The sequence below is a fragment of the Pseudolysinimonas sp. genome, from assembly GCF_057350545.1.
Genome location: NZ_JBMRCP010000067.1, coordinates 1 through 14,234, shown reverse-complemented (window position 1 = coordinate 14,234; position 14,234 = coordinate 1). Strand labels below are relative to the sequence as shown.

The 14,234-nt window shown below is 70.0% G+C and carries 15 protein-coding genes; 13 read left to right on the top strand and 2 right to left on the bottom strand.

The window, feature by feature from the left end; genetic code table 11:
* Positions 1 to 91: 91 nt before the first annotated feature.
* The 12 genes from ACO1X9_RS09505 (at position 92) to ACO1X9_RS09450 (ending at position 11,757) form a co-directional block, all read left to right on the top strand.
* On the top strand, positions 92 to 454 hold the full coding sequence (locus ACO1X9_RS09505; RefSeq protein WP_486350588.1) for a YraN family protein: 363 nt from the start codon (positions 92 to 94) through the stop codon (positions 452 to 454).
* Positions 454 to 1,986, top strand: a complete 1,533-nt coding sequence (locus ACO1X9_RS09500; RefSeq protein WP_486350587.1) for a YifB family Mg chelatase-like AAA ATPase — start codon at positions 454 to 456, stop codon at positions 1,984 to 1,986. The genes ACO1X9_RS09505 and ACO1X9_RS09500 overlap by 1 nt, the downstream gene beginning before the upstream one ends.
* Positions 1,983 to 3,152 carry a DNA-processing protein DprA gene (gene dprA, locus ACO1X9_RS09495; protein ID WP_486350586.1) on the top strand — a complete coding sequence of 390 codons (1,170 nt, stop codon included), beginning with the start codon at positions 1,983 to 1,985 and terminating at the stop codon, positions 3,150 to 3,152. Before ACO1X9_RS09500 ends, dprA begins: the two co-directional genes overlap by 4 nt.
* A 66-nt stretch (positions 3,153 to 3,218) precedes the next feature.
* A complete protein-coding gene (locus tag ACO1X9_RS09490) occupies positions 3,219 to 4,442 on the top strand; it encodes a Tm-1-like ATP-binding domain-containing protein (protein WP_486350585.1) in 1,224 nt (407 codons plus the stop codon).
* Positions 4,439 to 5,266: a phosphoenolpyruvate hydrolase family protein gene (locus ACO1X9_RS09485; protein WP_486350584.1), complete on the top strand. Its 828-nt coding sequence runs from the start codon at positions 4,439 to 4,441 to the stop codon at positions 5,264 to 5,266. Before ACO1X9_RS09490 ends, ACO1X9_RS09485 begins: the two co-directional genes overlap by 4 nt.
* Positions 5,253 to 6,185 (top strand): sugar phosphate isomerase/epimerase family protein, encoded by a 933-nt coding sequence (locus ACO1X9_RS09480; RefSeq protein WP_486350583.1) that lies wholly within the window; start codon positions 5,253 to 5,255, stop codon positions 6,183 to 6,185. The genes ACO1X9_RS09485 and ACO1X9_RS09480 overlap by 14 nt, the downstream gene beginning before the upstream one ends.
* The gene (locus ACO1X9_RS09475) at positions 6,182 to 7,228 is read left to right on the top strand and encodes a Gfo/Idh/MocA family oxidoreductase (RefSeq protein ID WP_486350582.1); all 1,047 of its coding nucleotides are present in this window, start codon (positions 6,182 to 6,184) and stop codon (positions 7,226 to 7,228) included. Before ACO1X9_RS09480 ends, ACO1X9_RS09475 begins: the two co-directional genes overlap by 4 nt.
* Positions 7,225 to 7,605, top strand: a complete 381-nt coding sequence (locus ACO1X9_RS09470) for a cupin domain-containing protein (RefSeq protein WP_486350581.1) — start codon at positions 7,225 to 7,227, stop codon at positions 7,603 to 7,605. Before ACO1X9_RS09475 ends, ACO1X9_RS09470 begins: the two co-directional genes overlap by 4 nt.
* Before the next feature lie 66 nt (positions 7,606 to 7,671).
* Positions 7,672 to 9,006, top strand: a complete 1,335-nt coding sequence (locus tag ACO1X9_RS09465) for an MFS transporter (RefSeq protein ID WP_486350580.1) — start codon at positions 7,672 to 7,674, stop codon at positions 9,004 to 9,006.
* Between the two features lie 99 nt (positions 9,007 to 9,105).
* A complete protein-coding gene (locus tag ACO1X9_RS09460) occupies positions 9,106 to 9,801 on the top strand; it encodes a GntR family transcriptional regulator (RefSeq protein ID WP_486350579.1) in 696 nt (231 codons plus the stop codon).
* Between the two features lie 47 nt (positions 9,802 to 9,848).
* Positions 9,849 to 10,784: a phosphodiesterase gene (locus ACO1X9_RS09455; protein ID WP_486350578.1), complete on the top strand. Its 936-nt coding sequence runs from the start codon at positions 9,849 to 9,851 to the stop codon at positions 10,782 to 10,784.
* A gap of 64 nt (positions 10,785 to 10,848) precedes the next feature.
* Positions 10,849 to 11,757 (top strand): tyrosine recombinase XerC, encoded by a 909-nt coding sequence (locus ACO1X9_RS09450; protein WP_486350577.1) that lies wholly within the window; start codon positions 10,849 to 10,851, stop codon positions 11,755 to 11,757.
* An 80-nt stretch (positions 11,758 to 11,837) separates the two neighbouring features.
* Here ACO1X9_RS09450 and ACO1X9_RS09445 read toward each other — a convergent pair whose 3' ends face one another.
* Together ACO1X9_RS09445 and ACO1X9_RS09440 are read right to left on the bottom strand one after the other, a co-directional pair.
* Complete coding sequence (locus ACO1X9_RS09445; RefSeq protein ID WP_486350576.1) at positions 11,838 to 12,284, bottom strand: M23 family metallopeptidase; 447 nt, start codon at positions 12,282 to 12,284, stop codon at positions 11,838 to 11,840.
* Between the two features lie 87 nt (positions 12,285 to 12,371).
* The gene (locus ACO1X9_RS09440) at positions 12,372 to 13,232 is read right to left on the bottom strand and encodes a serine protein kinase RIO (RefSeq protein WP_486350575.1); all 861 of its coding nucleotides are present in this window, start codon (positions 13,230 to 13,232) and stop codon (positions 12,372 to 12,374) included.
* A gap of 325 nt (positions 13,233 to 13,557) precedes the next feature.
* Between ACO1X9_RS09440 and rpsB the strand changes: the two genes are divergently transcribed.
* The coding region (gene rpsB / locus ACO1X9_RS09435; protein WP_486350574.1) for a 30S ribosomal protein S2 at positions 13,558 to 14,234 on the top strand (677 nt) is incomplete at its 3' end.

Genomic DNA, 14,234 nt, shown 5'->3' with positions numbered 1-14,234 from the left:
TGGGGCCCTCCACAGGCCAGAGTTCTGGGGCCTCTCCGCGACTGTCGAACGGGTGCACCGACGGGATGGTGCGGCACGCGATCCTCGACGCATGGCGGCGAAGGACGAGCTGGGCAGACGCGGGGAGCGCATCGCGGAGCGGGCTCTCGTCGCGCGCGGCTACGAGATCCTCGACCGCAACTGGCGCTGCGCCGATGGCGAGATCGACCTCGTCGGGCGTGACGGGTCGGCACTCGTGTTCATCGAGGTCAAGACGCGCTCGTCGACGAACTTCGGCCACCCGTTCGAGGCGATCACGCCCGGCAAGCTCTCCCGCCTCCGACGCCTGGCTGCGGCCTGGCTCCATGAACACGGTCCCGTGCGCGGGGTGAGCCGGCTCCGGGTCGATGCGATCGGCGTCATCGCCCCCCGTGACTCGCCGGCGACGATCGAGCACCTCGAGGGCATCTTCTGATGCGCGTGGCCCGCACCCACGCGATCGCCCTCCTCGGTCTCGACGGCACCGTCGTCGACATCGAGGCCGACATCTCGAACCACCTGCCCGCCTTCGTGCTCATCGGGCTGCCCGACCTCGCGCTCGGTCAAGCCCGCGAGCGGGTGCGCGCCGCCGCCGCGAACGCGGGCTGTCCCATCACGCCGCGCAAGCTGACGATCAACCTCTCGCCGGCGGCGCTGCCGAAGCACGGCACGGCCTTCGATCTGGGCATCGCGATGGCCGCGCTCGCCGCCGACGGAGTCGTGCCGACCGCCTCCGTCGACCGCGTCATCCATCTCGGCGAGCTCGCACTCGACGGTCGGCTGCGCCCGACCCCCGGCGTCCTGCCGTCGGTGCTCGCGGCCGCCCGGGCGGGCTTCCGTACCGTGCTCGTGCCCGCCGGCAACGCGGCGGAGGCCGCGCTCGTCGACGGAATCGACGTGGTCGGCGTCGCGTCGCTCCGCGACGCCGCGATCTGGCACGGTGCCGAGTTCGAACCCCGCGACGTCGAACCGCTGCTCCTCCCGCCCGTGGCGGTCGAGGCGGCACGCGACGAGGGCGACCTGGGTGACATCGTCGGCAATCGGGATGCCGTGGAGGCACTGCAGGTCGCTGCGGCAGGCGGGCACCATCTGTTCCTGCTCGGTCCACCCGGTGCGGGCAAGACGATGCTCGCGAGCCGGTTGCCCGGCATCCTGCCCGACCTGCCCGTCGAGGCGGCGCTCGAGGTGTCGTCGCTCCGTTCGCTCTCCGGCCTTCCGGTGGGGGAGCGGCTGCGGGTGCGACCACCGCTCGAGGCGCCGCATCACACCGCGTCGCCCGCCGCCATCATCGGCGGCGGCAGCGGGGTGCTGCGGCCCGGTGCCGCTGCCCGGGCCGCGCACGGCGTGCTCTTTCTCGACGAAGCGCCCGAGTTCTCACCGCACGCCCTCGACGCCCTGCGGCAGCCGCTCGAGTCCGGCGTCATCACCATCTCGCGGGCTGCCGGGTCCGCACGCTTCCCCGGGAGGTTCCAGCTCGTGCTCGCCGCCAACCCCTGCCCGTGCGGCAACGCCGGGTCCCGCGACCAGGAATGCGTCTGCACGCCGTTCGCGCAGCGCCGTTACCTCGGGCGGCTGTCCGGTCCGCTGCTCGATCGGGTCGACATCCGGCTGCGGGTGGAACGCATCACAGCCGCACAGCTCCGGACGGCGTCGGAGCCCCGCATCGATTCCGCGGCGGCCCGCGCGCGAGTGCTGGGGGCGCGCGACCTGGCGGCGCGACGGTTCGCGGCGACGCCGTGGCGGCTCAACGCCGAGGTCCCGGGCACGTGGCTGCGCTCACCCGCCGGGGTGCCCGAGCGCGGGGCGACGGCGAGTCTCGACCGCGCACTCGAGCGTGGAGCGATCACGATGCGTGGGTACGATCGCGTGCTGCGTCTCGCGTGGACGCTCGCGGACCTCGACGGCGTCGAGCGACCCCGCGCGGCTCACGTCGGGCGTGCGCTCCTGCTGCGGAGGGCCGCCGCATGAGCACTCGCGTGCCCGAGTCGGAGGCCGCCGCGCTGGTGCGGGCCGTCGCGGGGGAGCACCTCGACCGAGAGCAGCTCGCCGAGCGGTACGCCCGCGCGCGGTGGTCGGCGCTCGCCGAGCCGGGGGACGCCGACGCCGGCCGGCTGCTGGCCGCGGTCGGGCCGGTGCGCGCGGCCGATGCGATCGCGACGTCGTCAGCGGCGGAGCTGGCCGACCTCGCGGGAGGGTCTTTCGAGGACGCACTCGCCCGCTGGCAACCTCGGTTGAGGAGCACCGACACGGGGCTGCACCTCCGGCAGGCGGCCAGGTTCGGGGCGCGGCTCGTCGTCCCGGGCGACGCGGAGTGGCCGTCGGGTCTCGACGACCTCGGCCCGCACGCCCCGCCTGCACTCTGGGTGCGCGGCGACGCCGGACTGCTCGGGGCGCTCGACCGGTCGATCGCGATCGTGGGAGCCCGCGCCGCGACCGGCTACGGGGAGCACGTCACGATCGAGGCATCCAGCGGACTGGTCGACCGCGGCTTCGCGATCGTCTCGGGGGCAGCGTTCGGCATCGACGGCGCCGCCCATCGCGCCGCGCTCGCGAGCGGCGGAGCGACGGTGGCATTCCTCGCGGGCGGCGTCGACCGGTTCTACCCGAGCGCGCACGAGACGCTCTTGACCCGCATCGTCGACCGCGGCGCCGTCGTGTCGGAGGTACCGTGCGGCGTGGCGCCCACGAAATGGCGGTTCCTTCAGCGCAACAGGCTGATTGCCGCGGCCAGCCGCGCGACCGTTGTGGTCGAGGCGGGGTGGCGGTCGGGGTCACTCAACACCGCGGGTCACGCGGCTCAGCTCGGACGCCCGCTCGGGGCGGTCCCGGGGCCGATCACTTCCTCCGCCTCAGCGGGATGCCATCGCCTCATCCGCGAGTACGACGCCGTCTGCGTGACGTCGGCTCAGGAGATGGCCGAGCTCGTCGACCCCGAGTCTGCAGCCCGACCGCGCACCGGAGAGAGCAGCCCGGAGCGCACGCGCGTACTCGACGCTCTGAGCCGCACGGGGCAGGACGTCGCGCGCCTCGCCGCGATCTCCGGGTTGTCCGTCGACGCCGTGCGGGCCGAGCTCGGGATGCTCGAGCTCGACGGCCGGGCGGAGGAGCGAAGCAACGGATGGCGCCGCCTCTGACTACTTGCACACCGCCGGCATCGTGCATATTGTGTACCAAACACCACACACAATCTGGAGGCAACGATGCCGACGGTGCTGCTGGTAGGCACGCTCGACACCAAGGGACCGGAATACGCGTTCGTCCGCGACCGCATTCTCTCGTCGGGCGTCGAGGTGCTCACGATGGATGTCGGAGTCCTGGGCGAACCTCCCTTCGCGGCAGACATCGCCGCCGACGCCGTCGCCCAGGCAGCGGGAACCAGCGTCGCGGCGCTGCGCACCGGCGGTGACCGCGGGACGGCCGTGAGCACGATGGCGCGGGGCGCCACGACGCTCGCCACCGAACTCGCCGAGGCCGGTCGCATCCACGGCATCCTGGCTCTCGGCGGAACCGGCGGCACGACCCTCGCAACCGAGGTGATGCGTGCCCTCCCCGTCGGCTTCCCCAAGCTGATGCTCTCGACCGTCGGGTCGGGCGACACCCGGCCCTACGTGGGCTCGCGTGACATCGCCATGATGTACTCCGTCGTCGACATCGCGGGCATCAACTCGGTGTCGGTCCCGATCCTGTCGAACGCGGCGGGCGCCATCGCAGGGATGGCGACGATGGAACGCCCGGCTCTCGAGGAGACGCGCCCCGTCATCGGTGCCACCATGTTCGGCGTCACGACGCCCGCCGTCGAGGCCGCACGCGCTCGGCTTGAACAGCTCGGGTACGAGGTGCTCGTGTTCCATGCGACCGGTGCCGGCGGCTCGTCGATGGAAGGTCTCGTCGAGGCCGGGTTGCTCGCCGGCGTGCTCGACCTCACGACGACGGAGCTCGCCGACGAACTCGTCGGCGGGGTCTTCTCCGCCGGTCCCACGCGGCTGACTGCCGCAGCCCGCGCCGGCGTGCCCCAGGTCGTGAGCCTCGGTGCTCTCGACATGGTCAACTGGGGACCTCGCGATACCGTCCCCGCCGAGTTCGAGGGGCGCTTGTTCCACATCCACAACGCGTCCGTGACGCTCATGCGCACGACACGCGACGAGAACGCCGAGCTCGGGCGGCGGATCGCCGAACGTCTCAATGCGTCGACCGGTCCGGTCACCGTGCACATCCCGCGCGGGGGTGTCTCGGCGATCGATGTCGCGGGGCAACCCTTCCACGACCCCGAGGCCGACACGGCGCTGTTCGGGTCGTTGCGCGAGACACTGCGGCACGACATCCCGGTCGTCGAGCGCGACAGCCCCGTCAACGATCCGGCGTTCGCGGTCGAGATGGCCGACACGCTCGATCAACTGATCCGAGCCGGAGGAGAGAACGCATGAACCGAATCGACGCACTCGAGGGGCTGCGCGCCGAGATCGCCACAGGCCGGGCCATCATCGGCTCGGGGGCGGGTACTGGTCTCTCCGCGAAGAGCGCTGAAGACGGCGGCACCGACCTCATCATCATCTACAACTCGGGGCGCTACCGGATGGCGGGGCGCGGCTCGCTCGCGGGGCTCATGCCGTACGGAGACGCGAACGGGATCGTCGTCGAGATGGCATCCGAAGTGCTCACGATCGTCAAGCACACGCCGGTGCTCGCGGGAGTATGCGGTACCGACCCGTTCCGTCGGATGCCGGTGTTCCTCGACGAGCTCGCACGCCTGGGTTTCGCGGGCGTACAGAACTTCCCCACCGTCGGACTCATCGACGGGGTGTTCCGGCAGAACCTGGAGGAGACAGGGATGTCGTTCGAGCTCGAGATCGACATGATCCGCCTCGCCCACGAGCGCGACCTGCTCACCTCCCCGTACGTCTTCGACGAGGCTCAGGCGGAGGCGATGACCGCGGCAGGAGCCGACGTGATCGTCGCCCACATGGGTCTCACGACCTCCGGCACGATCGGCGCCCAGACGGCGTTGACGCTCGACGAGTCGGTCGAACGGGTCCAGCGCATCCGAGATGCGGCTGCGGCGGTGCGGGACGATGTCATCGTGCTGTGCCACGGGGGGCCGATCGCCGTGTACCAAGACGCCCGCTATGTGATCGAACGTACGAGAGGCGTCGACGGCTTCTTCGGAGCGTCGAGCGTCGAGCGTCTGCCCACCGAAGTCGCCATCTCCGCGACCCTCCGCGAGCTGAAGACGATCCATGTCGGCGGCTGAGCCTCGCGTGGCGCTCACGGCGCTCAACGTGATGGCGTCGTGGGACTTCGAGACCGCGACCCGCACGTTCGCGCGCTGGGGTCTGCGCTGGATCGACCTCTGGGGCAGCATCTACGGTGATTCCGTCGAGACGCTGAGCGCCGACTCGAGCCGGCGCGCTCTCGACGCCATGGCGGCGGCGGGCCTGCGGCCCTACTGCCTCTCGTCGCGCGTGTTCGACGACCACGTCGAGCAGGGCGAGGCCTCCTTCCGGGCCAACCACCTCGGTGACCTCGACCGGGTGCTCGACGCGGCGCGCATCCTCGAGCCGCGGTTCGTGCGGATCATCGCGGGTCGACTCTCCGACGCGGGGTCCGACCCGGTCGGGCGACTTCGCGCCGAGTACCCGTGGGTCGCCGACGTCTACCGCGAGGCCATCGACCGCATTCTGCAGGCAGGGTTCACGCCGACGATGGAGAACGAGGCCGACGCCTGCTTCCTCGTGAAGCCGACCGACTTCCTCGACTTCCTCGACTGGGTGCAGCCCCCGCCGGAGTTCCGGCTCACGTGGGACATCCAGAACGCGTGGAAGCTCGGCTCCTACCCGACGCTCGAGGGATTCCGCGCGCTCGAGCCCCACATCGGGTACGTGCACCTCAAGGGCGGCGCGGCCGAGCCCGAGGCGCCCGAGACGCTGCATTGGAACGTCGGCCTCGAGTCGGCCACGTGGCCGCTGCTCGAGATCACCCAGGCGGTCGTCGACAGCGGCGTCTCGCCCGTGGTGTGCCTCAACCCGTCGCACGGTGCTTACCGCGACGGCTACGACTACGGCGCCCCGGGTGCCTACTCGCCCGAGGTCCCGCTCACCCAGTGGGAGCTCGCACCGCTCACCGAGAGGGAGATCGACTTCCTCCGCCGCACCGTGAAGGGGATCGCATGACGTACCAGCGCAACTTCGCCCGCCGGGTCCGGGTGGGAGTCGTCGGGGTCGGCGACCACGCCTACCGCAACATCCTCGCGGTGCTCACGTTCCTGCCGGTGGAGCTCGTCGCGGTCGCCGACGTCAACGAGGAACTCGGTGCTCTGACGGCGAAGCAGTACGGAGCGCGCAGTTACGCGACCGCCGCCGAGATGTACGCCGCCGAGGAGCTCGACGCCGTGCTGCTGTGCGTCGGCGCGAAGCTGCATCCCATCCTCGCCACTGAGGCGTTCGAGGCGGGACTCGACGTCTGGATGGAGAAGCCGGCCGCGTCGACGGTGGCCGAGGTGGACGGGATGATCGCGGCGCGCGGCGACCGAGTCTGCGTCGTGGGCTACAAGAAGGTCTTCGCACCCGCGACCGCCAAGACGCTCGAGCTCATCGCCTCGGGGGCGCTCGGGGCGGCGCGCACGATCCTGGCCGAGTACCCGCTCACGATCCCGCACGGCGGTCGCGAACTCGCGAGTCAGCCGAGCGGTTGGCTCGCGAACGGATGCCACCCCGTCTCCTTCCTGCTCGCCGTCGGCGGCGAAGGCGAGAGCGTCACCGTCCATCGCGCGAGCGACGACGCCGGAGTGCTCGTGCTGCGGCACCGCACCGGCACGCTCAGCACGCTCCACCTGTCGTTCGGCGCCCCCTATGCGCAGCCGTTCGAGCGGTACTCCGTCTTCGGCGACAACGCGAGCGTCGAGATCGACAACAACCGCCGCGTCGTCTTCCAGCGAGGGATGCCGTTCGACTACTCGCAGATGTCGAACTTCTCCCCGGAGGGCCTCGACAGCGGCGCGATCGTCTGGGAGCCCCAGGATTCGCTCAACACCCTGGAGAACAAGTCGGAGTTCACGCAGGGGCTCCACTCCGAGCTCATGTACTTCCTCGAGTGCGTGCTCGACCGTCGGCAGCCGCAGCTGGCCACGCTCGAGTTCGCACGACAGGTCGCCGCGGTCCACGAGGCCGCGATCATCTCGAACGACACCACGATCAACCTGGAGACCCTCTCATGACCGCCGCCGACTTCAGCGACCACCTCAAGACCCCGGCCGACCACGTCGTCGAGCAGATGCGCTGGGGGCGGCTCGAGTGGTACGTCTCCGCCGCGATCGGGAACTCCGAGACGATGACCGTCGGCAAGTGCATCATCGACGCCGGCGACGCCAACGGCCGCCACTTCCACCCCAACTGCGACGAGATCCTGACCGTGCTCAAGGGTCGCATCGTGCAGACCTGGGATGGCGAGGAGCGCGAGATGAACGTCGGCGACGTGATCTCCATCCCGAGCGGCGTCTGGCACAACGCACGCAACATCGGCGACGAGCCGGCAGAGCTCTCCATCGCGTTCTCGAGCGCTTACCGCGAGACGGTCGACGAGACCGAGCACTGACCACCACCACATTAAGTGGCGCCGTGACGGGATGCGCCGGACAGTACCCAACTAGAGAGGACAAAGATGTCTGATTCCACCGTCCCGAAGAGGCCGGCCGCCAAGCGCGCCGCTCTCGGGAGCTTCCTCGGAACGATGCTCGAGTACTTCGACTTCGCGATGTACGGCATCGTCGCAGCCGTGGTGTTCAGCCGGGTGTTCTTCCCCGAGGGCGACCCCGCTCTCGCGAGCATCGGCGCGATGGCCACCTTCGGGGTGGCGTACATCGCGCGGCCGATCGGAGCGTTCATCCTCGGTCACTTCGGCGACCGGATCGGACGGCAGAAGCTCTTGCTGTTCACGATCACGTCGATGGGTATCGCGACGTTCCTGATCGGCTGCCTGCCCGGCTACGACCAGATCGGCGTCGCAGCGCCCATCCTGCTCGTCTTCCTGCGTCTCGTGCAGGGCTTCTCGGCGTCGGGCGAGCAGGCCGGCGCGAGTTCGCTCGCGATGGAGCATGCTCCGACGAAGCGACGTGCCCTCTACACGAGCTGGACCAACGCCGGCACGGGGGCGGGCAACCTCCTCGGACAGCTCGCGTTCCTGCCGATCCTCGCGCTTCCGGAGGACCAGCTGCTGAGCTGGGGCTGGCGCATCCCGTTCCTGATCAGCATCGTCGGAACCATCGGTGTGCTCCTTCTCCGCCGTACGCTGCACGACGCCGAGGTCTTCGTCGAGACGCAGCAGTCGGGTCGCACCGAGCGGTTCCCGATCGCGCAACTCCTGCGTCATCACTGGAAGAACGTCATCCGCGTCATCCTGATGTGCGTCATGGCCGCCCCCGCGAGCATCGTGACGGTCTTCGCGTTCTCCTTCGCCGTGAACTCGGTCGGAATCGAGCGCACGACAATGCTCCTGATCACGCTCGCCGTCACGTTCGTCGGAACCGTCAGCATCCCGTTCTGGGGAGCGCTGGCCGACCGGATCGGCCGCAAGCCGGTGTTCATCGGCGGACTGATCCTGGCGATCATCTTCGTGTTCCCGTTCATGCACTTCCTCGCGCTCGGTGACGTGCCGATGATCTTCCTGTTCGAGCTGCTGCTCATGTCGTCGCTCTACGCGGGTCAGGCGCTCCAGCTGCCGATCTATACGGAGATGTTCGAGACGCGGGTCCGGTTCTCGGGAGTCGCGGTCGGCACCCAGCTCGGTTATCTGCTGGCCGGATTCGCGCCGACCATCAGCTACGCGATCCTGCAGCCCGGTGAGATGGGCTGGTGGCCGGTCGCGGTCTTCAGCGCGGCATGCTGCGTGGTGGCAGCGCTCTCCGCGCTGAGTGCGAAGGAGACGCGGGGCATTCCGGTGGAGGAGCTCGACCGAACGGATTCGGTCACCGATCCCGCGACGACCCGAGTCGCCTGAGCCGACGGTGGCCCCGCCGATCCGTCATCGGCGGGGCCACCGCCTGAGCCCGCACGTCGCCGGTATGCTCGGGACACTCGCGAGAATCAGGGAGTCGGGATGAGTGCGCTGGAAGGGCTCGACGACTCCCGCACCGTCAACGAGACCGTCTACCGTCGGATTCGCGAGTTCGTCCTCGCCGGCGGGGTTCCGATCGGAGCGCGCCTCGATGAGCGCGCCCTGTCGGAGCAGCTCGCTGTCAGCAGGACGCCTGTGCGCGACGCGATCGCGAAGCTCGCGTCCGAAGGGCTCGTCGACTACCGACCGCACCAGGGCAGCTTCGTCCGGCGGCTCACCGTCAAAGAGGTCAACGACCTCTACGTCCTCCGCCAAGAGCTGGAAGGTCTCGCCGTCCGCCTCGCGATGACGCACGCAACGCCGGCGTTCGTCGCGGAACTGCGAGAGATCGTCGAGGGGTCGGAGGAGGCGCTCTCGCGGCGTGACCTCGTCGCGTTCGCCGCCCACGACCATCGCATGCACGAACTGTTCGCGAACCACTCCGGCAATGCGGCGCTCGTCGACGTGCTCGCCCGCATCGACTCGCTCATCCGCATGGCCCGGAACCTCGCGAATCAACACCCCGGCCTCCCGGAGACGACCGATCAGGAACGCCACGTGCTATTGCGCGCGGTCGAGGAGTCGGATGTCGAGGCGGCGGTGAAGTCGATGCGTCAGCACATCGAGAGCGTGCGGATCGCGCTCATCGAGGAGCTCGAAGATCCGCGATCGGGCGAAGCAGGACGTCCCCCGGCGTAGTACCCCGAACACCCGGCGACGACACCGGCGCCGCGTAGAGTTCGCGCATGGTGCAACTGGGCCAGTTCCCTCCCGCGCGGCACGTCGTCGCGCACATCTCCGACACTCATCTCCTGGGCGGGGGTCGGGCGCTCTACGGGACGGTCGACACCGATCCGCCGCTCGTGCGCGCGCTCGAGCAGCTGCACCGGTCGAACCTGCCGATCGAAGCGATCGTCTTCACGGGAGACCTCGCCGACCTCGCCGAACCCGACGCCTATGTGCGCCTCCGCAGCCTCGTCGAGCCCGTCGCCGAGAAGATGGGCGCTCAGATCATCTGGGTCATGGGCAACCACGACGAGCGGCCCGCGTACTCCTCCGGACTCTTCGGCGAGGAAAGCACTGCCCCGCAAGACCGCGTCGAGATGATCGGCGGCCTGCGCATCATCTCGCTAGACTCGACGGTTCCGGGCTACCACCACGGCGCGCTGCTCGACAGCCAACTCGACTGGCTGAGCGATGTGCTCGCCGAGCCCGCCGCCGACGGCACCCTTCTCGCCCTCCACCACCCGCCGCTGCCGTCGCCGGTCGAGATCATGGCGATCCTCGAACTGCAGCAGATGGATCGCCTCGCCGACGTGCTCCGCGGCACCGACGTGCGCGGCATCCTCGCCGGCCACCTGCACCACGCGATGTCGGGCACGTTCGCCGGCATCCCCGTCTCCGTCGCCGCGGCCACGTGTTACACGATCGACGCGTCGGCGCCCGCAGGCAGCCTGCTCGGGGTCGACGGCGCGCAGTCGGTCAACCTCGTGCACGTCTACGACGACCAGATCCTGCACACCGTCGTGCCGGTCAACGAGACCCGTCCGGTGTCGGGCTTCCCCGACTCGGTGCTCGACCGGCTCGCCGAACTCACGCACGAGCAGCGCATCGAAGCGTTCTCCAACAAGAAGTCGACGTTCAACGAAGCCGAGGTCGAGGCGAGCGGCGCGCCCGAGTAGCCCGGCGCGCAGCAGCCCGGCGCGCCCGAGCAGCAACGAGAGCCGGGCGCGCGACCATAGGGGCGTGGACCTCCGCGCGTCGATCGACGGGTACCTCCGTCACCTCGAGCTCGACCGCGGGTTCAGCGCGCACACCCTCCGCGGCTATCGCACCGACCTGCTCGACCTCGCCCACTTCGCCGCCGCCGCAGAGCTCGACGACACCGCCGGAATCGACCTCGAGCTGCTGCGCGGCTGGCTCTGGCGAGGGTCGAGCGCGGGCCTCGCGAAGTCGACCCTCTCCCGCCGCAGCGCCGCCGTCCGCGGCTACACCAAGTGGCTCACCCGCACCGGAGTGACGGATGCCGACAGCGGCTCCCGCCTGAAAGCCCCGCGTCCCGATCGTCACCTCCCACGCGTGCTCACCCGCCCGCAGGTCGACGGACTGCTCGACGACCTCGCCGCACGCGCTGCCACGGGAGAGCCGAACGCCGTGCGCGACCTCGCCGTCGTCGAACTGCTCTACGCGTCCGCCCTTCGTGTGAGCGAGGTCGTCGGGGCGAAGGCCGCCGACCTCGACCTCGAGCGCATGACCCTCCGGGTGCTCGGCAAGGGCGGCAAGGAGCGGGTCGTACCGTTCGGCATCCCCGCCCGCCGCGCGCTCGACGCGTACCTGCGAGATGCGCGCGCGGTGCTGCGAGGAGACCGCGACGATCCCGGCACGATCTTCGTCAGCCCGCGCGGCCGCGCCCTCAGCACCCGCGCCGTGTACGAGCTCGTCGCCCACCTGCTCGTCGACCTGCCCGGGTCGGGCCCGGCCGGGCCGCACGCCTTCCGGCACACCGCGGCGACACACCTGCTCGACGGCGGAGCCGACCTCCGCGCCGTGCAGGAGCTGCTCGGGCACGCGAGCCTCGCGACCACCCAGATCTACACTCACGTCTCCGCCGAACGGCTCAAGGAGTCCTACCGCCTCGCGCACCCCCGTGCCTAGCGCCGAGTTCATCGATTTCCGTCGAACGCACTTGCGGGGTGGTGTGGGCTCGACGCAAATCGATGCACTCGAACTCCGCGTCATTCCAACGGGTAGAGGACGGCGTGGTCGAGGCCGCCAAGGAAGAGCAACGGGTTGACGTACCCGCCGTCGACGCGGGCGCCCAAGTGCAGGCACGCGGACACGCAGTGACCGGGTAGCAGCGTGCCGAGGACATCCCCCCGCCGCACCCGGTCGCCGGTCGTGACGAGCGGCTCGACGGGTTCGAACGACGAGAGCACCCCGCCGGCGTGGCGGATCGAGATGACCGGCCGATCGACGACGAATCCTGCGAAGTGCACGACGCCGTCCGCGGGGGCACGCACCTCGGAACCGACCGGCGCACGGATGTCGATCCCGCGGTGGCCCGCCGAGTACGGGGTCTCGGGCGCGATGAACGGCCGGGCGATCGGATGCGGCGCGGCGACCGGCCACGACCAGAGCGGGGCTGCGACGAGGGCCGTCGCGAGGACCCGTCGCAGCCGCATCCCGACATTCCAGCCGTGACCGCCGAGCGCCGGGAGCGCTCAGCGCCGATCGGGGGAGAGCGCGGCCGCTCGCCGCCGGGGGAGGGGTCATCCGAGCTCGCCGAGCGCGTGCGCGAACAGCTCGCCCGCGTCGGCACGGTGGCCCCGCCGCGTGAACCACTCGCACACGTTGCGGCAGTCGCGTTCGAGCAGCGCCATCCCGTTGGGGTTGGCGACGACGTCGACGAGCTGCGGCAGGTCGATCGCGACGACCCGCCCGTCGTGCACGAGCAGGTTGTACGGCGACAGGTCGCCGTGCGCGCATCCCTCCCGCGCGAGGGCGAGCACGATCTCGGCGACCTGCGCGAACAGGTCGGCGAGCTCGGTGCCGGTCGCTCGGGATGCCGCGAGCCGCGGGGCCGCGGACATCCCGTCACCGATGAACTCCATGAGCATCTCGGTGCCGTTGACCTGCACGGGATACGGCACGGGCAGCCCGATCGAGTAGAGCCGTGACAGCGCCGCGAACTCCGCGTACGACCAGGCGACCGCCGCGACACCGCGACCGTACGAGCTGCCGCGCTCGACGGCCCGCTGGTCGCGGCTCTTCTTCTCGACGCTGCGTCCCTCGCGGTAGACGCTCGACCGATGGAAGTCGCGATGTTCGCTCGATCGGTAGCGCTTCGCGGCGAGCAGCACGCCGGGTTGCCCGGGGATGGCGCGCTCGACGAGGAACACGTCGGCCTCCTTGCCGGTCTTGAGCACGCCGAGCTCCGTGTCCATCGCGTCGCGCGACGTGACGACCCAGTCGGGCCACGGCTGCGGGCCGCGCTCGCTCGGGGTCACCGACGACCAGGTCGACCAGCGTTGGCCGGCGTCGGGTTCGACGTCGGCGAAGGTGAAAGTGGGGACGACGAAATCGTCGCCGAAGAAGTTGTTCAAGAGAGTGGGCTCCGGATAGGAGGCCACCGGGAGAGAACTGGTTAGGCGGCGGCCTCGGGGATGAGGGGTCGGATTCCGGACACGACAGCGTCGGTGTTCATCGGGTCCTCCCTTCCTCAGCTGGAGCCGCTTCTGCAGCCGGCGCCCAGAGTACTCCCCAAACGCCTGCGCTGCTACAATTCTCGCAGCACCTCTTCCGGGAGGTGACTTCGCGTGCCCTGCAGCGTGCTGCAACTCCAGCGGCGCAACTCCTTCAGTCCCCTCAGCAATGAGCGGCGGATGCGCGCCCGGGCACCAGGGATCGCCGGCATCCGCCGTGGGATCAGACAACTGAGATCAAAGGAGTACGGCCATGGCCGTCGTCACCATCCGCCAGCTGCTCGACAGCGGCGTGCACTTCGGACACCAGACCCGCCGGTGGAACCCGAAGGTCAAGCGCTTCATCCTGACCGAGCGCTCCGGCATCCACATCATCGACCTGCAGCAGTCGCTGGGCTACATCGACAAGGCGTACGACTTCGTCAAGGACACCGTCGCCCACGGCGGCACCGTGCTCTTCGTCGGCACCAAGAAGCAGGCTCAGGAGACCATCGCCGAGCAGGCGCAGCGCGTCGGCCAGCCCTTCGTCAACCAGCGCTGGCTCGGTGGCCTCCTCACGAACTTCCAGACGGTCTCCAAGCGCCTCGCGCGCATGAAGGAGCTCGAGGAGCTCGACTTCGACGACACCACCAAGGGCTTCACCAAGAAGGAGCTCCTCATCAAGAAGCGGGAGCTCGACAAGCTCCACAAGACGCTCGGTGGTATCCGCAACCTCACGAAGACGCCGTCGGCGATCTGGGTGATCGACGCCAAGCGCGAGCACCTCGCGGTCGATGAGGCCACGAAGCTCGGCATCCCGATCATCGGCATTCTCGACACGAACGCCGACCCCGACGAGCTCCAGTACCCGATCCCGGGCAACGACGACGCGATCCGCTCGGTGGCGCTGCTCACCCGCATCATCGCCGACGCCGCCGCCGAGGGTCTCGT

Bases quoted from the DNA above. Each gene is read 5' to 3' on its own strand.
- ACO1X9_RS09505 (WP_486350588.1), top strand. From the start codon at position 92: ATGGCGGCGAAGGACGAGCTGGGCAGACGCGGGGAGCGCATCGCGGAG.
- ACO1X9_RS09470 (WP_486350581.1), top strand. From the start codon at position 7,225: ATGACCGCCGCCGACTTCAGCGACCACCTCAAGACCCCGGCCGACCAC.
- ACO1X9_RS09485 (WP_486350584.1), top strand. From the start codon at position 4,439: ATGAACCGAATCGACGCACTCGAGGGGCTGCGCGCCGAGATCGCCACA.
- ACO1X9_RS09490 (WP_486350585.1), top strand. From the start codon at position 3,219: ATGCCGACGGTGCTGCTGGTAGGCACGCTCGACACCAAGGGACCGGAA.
- ACO1X9_RS09475 (WP_486350582.1), top strand. From the start codon at position 6,182: ATGACGTACCAGCGCAACTTCGCCCGCCGGGTCCGGGTGGGAGTCGTC.
- ACO1X9_RS09455 (WP_486350578.1), top strand. From the start codon at position 9,849: ATGGTGCAACTGGGCCAGTTCCCTCCCGCGCGGCACGTCGTCGCGCAC.
- ACO1X9_RS09445 (WP_486350576.1), bottom strand. From the start codon at position 12,284: ATGCGGCTGCGACGGGTCCTCGCGACGGCCCTCGTCGCAGCCCCGCTC.
- ACO1X9_RS09460 (WP_486350579.1), top strand. From the start codon at position 9,106: ATGAGTGCGCTGGAAGGGCTCGACGACTCCCGCACCGTCAACGAGACC.
- ACO1X9_RS09480 (WP_486350583.1), top strand. From the start codon at position 5,253: ATGTCGGCGGCTGAGCCTCGCGTGGCGCTCACGGCGCTCAACGTGATG.
- ACO1X9_RS09465 (WP_486350580.1), top strand. From the start codon at position 7,672: ATGTCTGATTCCACCGTCCCGAAGAGGCCGGCCGCCAAGCGCGCCGCT.
- ACO1X9_RS09500 (WP_486350587.1), top strand. From the start codon at position 454: ATGCGCGTGGCCCGCACCCACGCGATCGCCCTCCTCGGTCTCGACGGC.
- dprA (WP_486350586.1), top strand. From the start codon at position 1,983: ATGAGCACTCGCGTGCCCGAGTCGGAGGCCGCCGCGCTGGTGCGGGCC.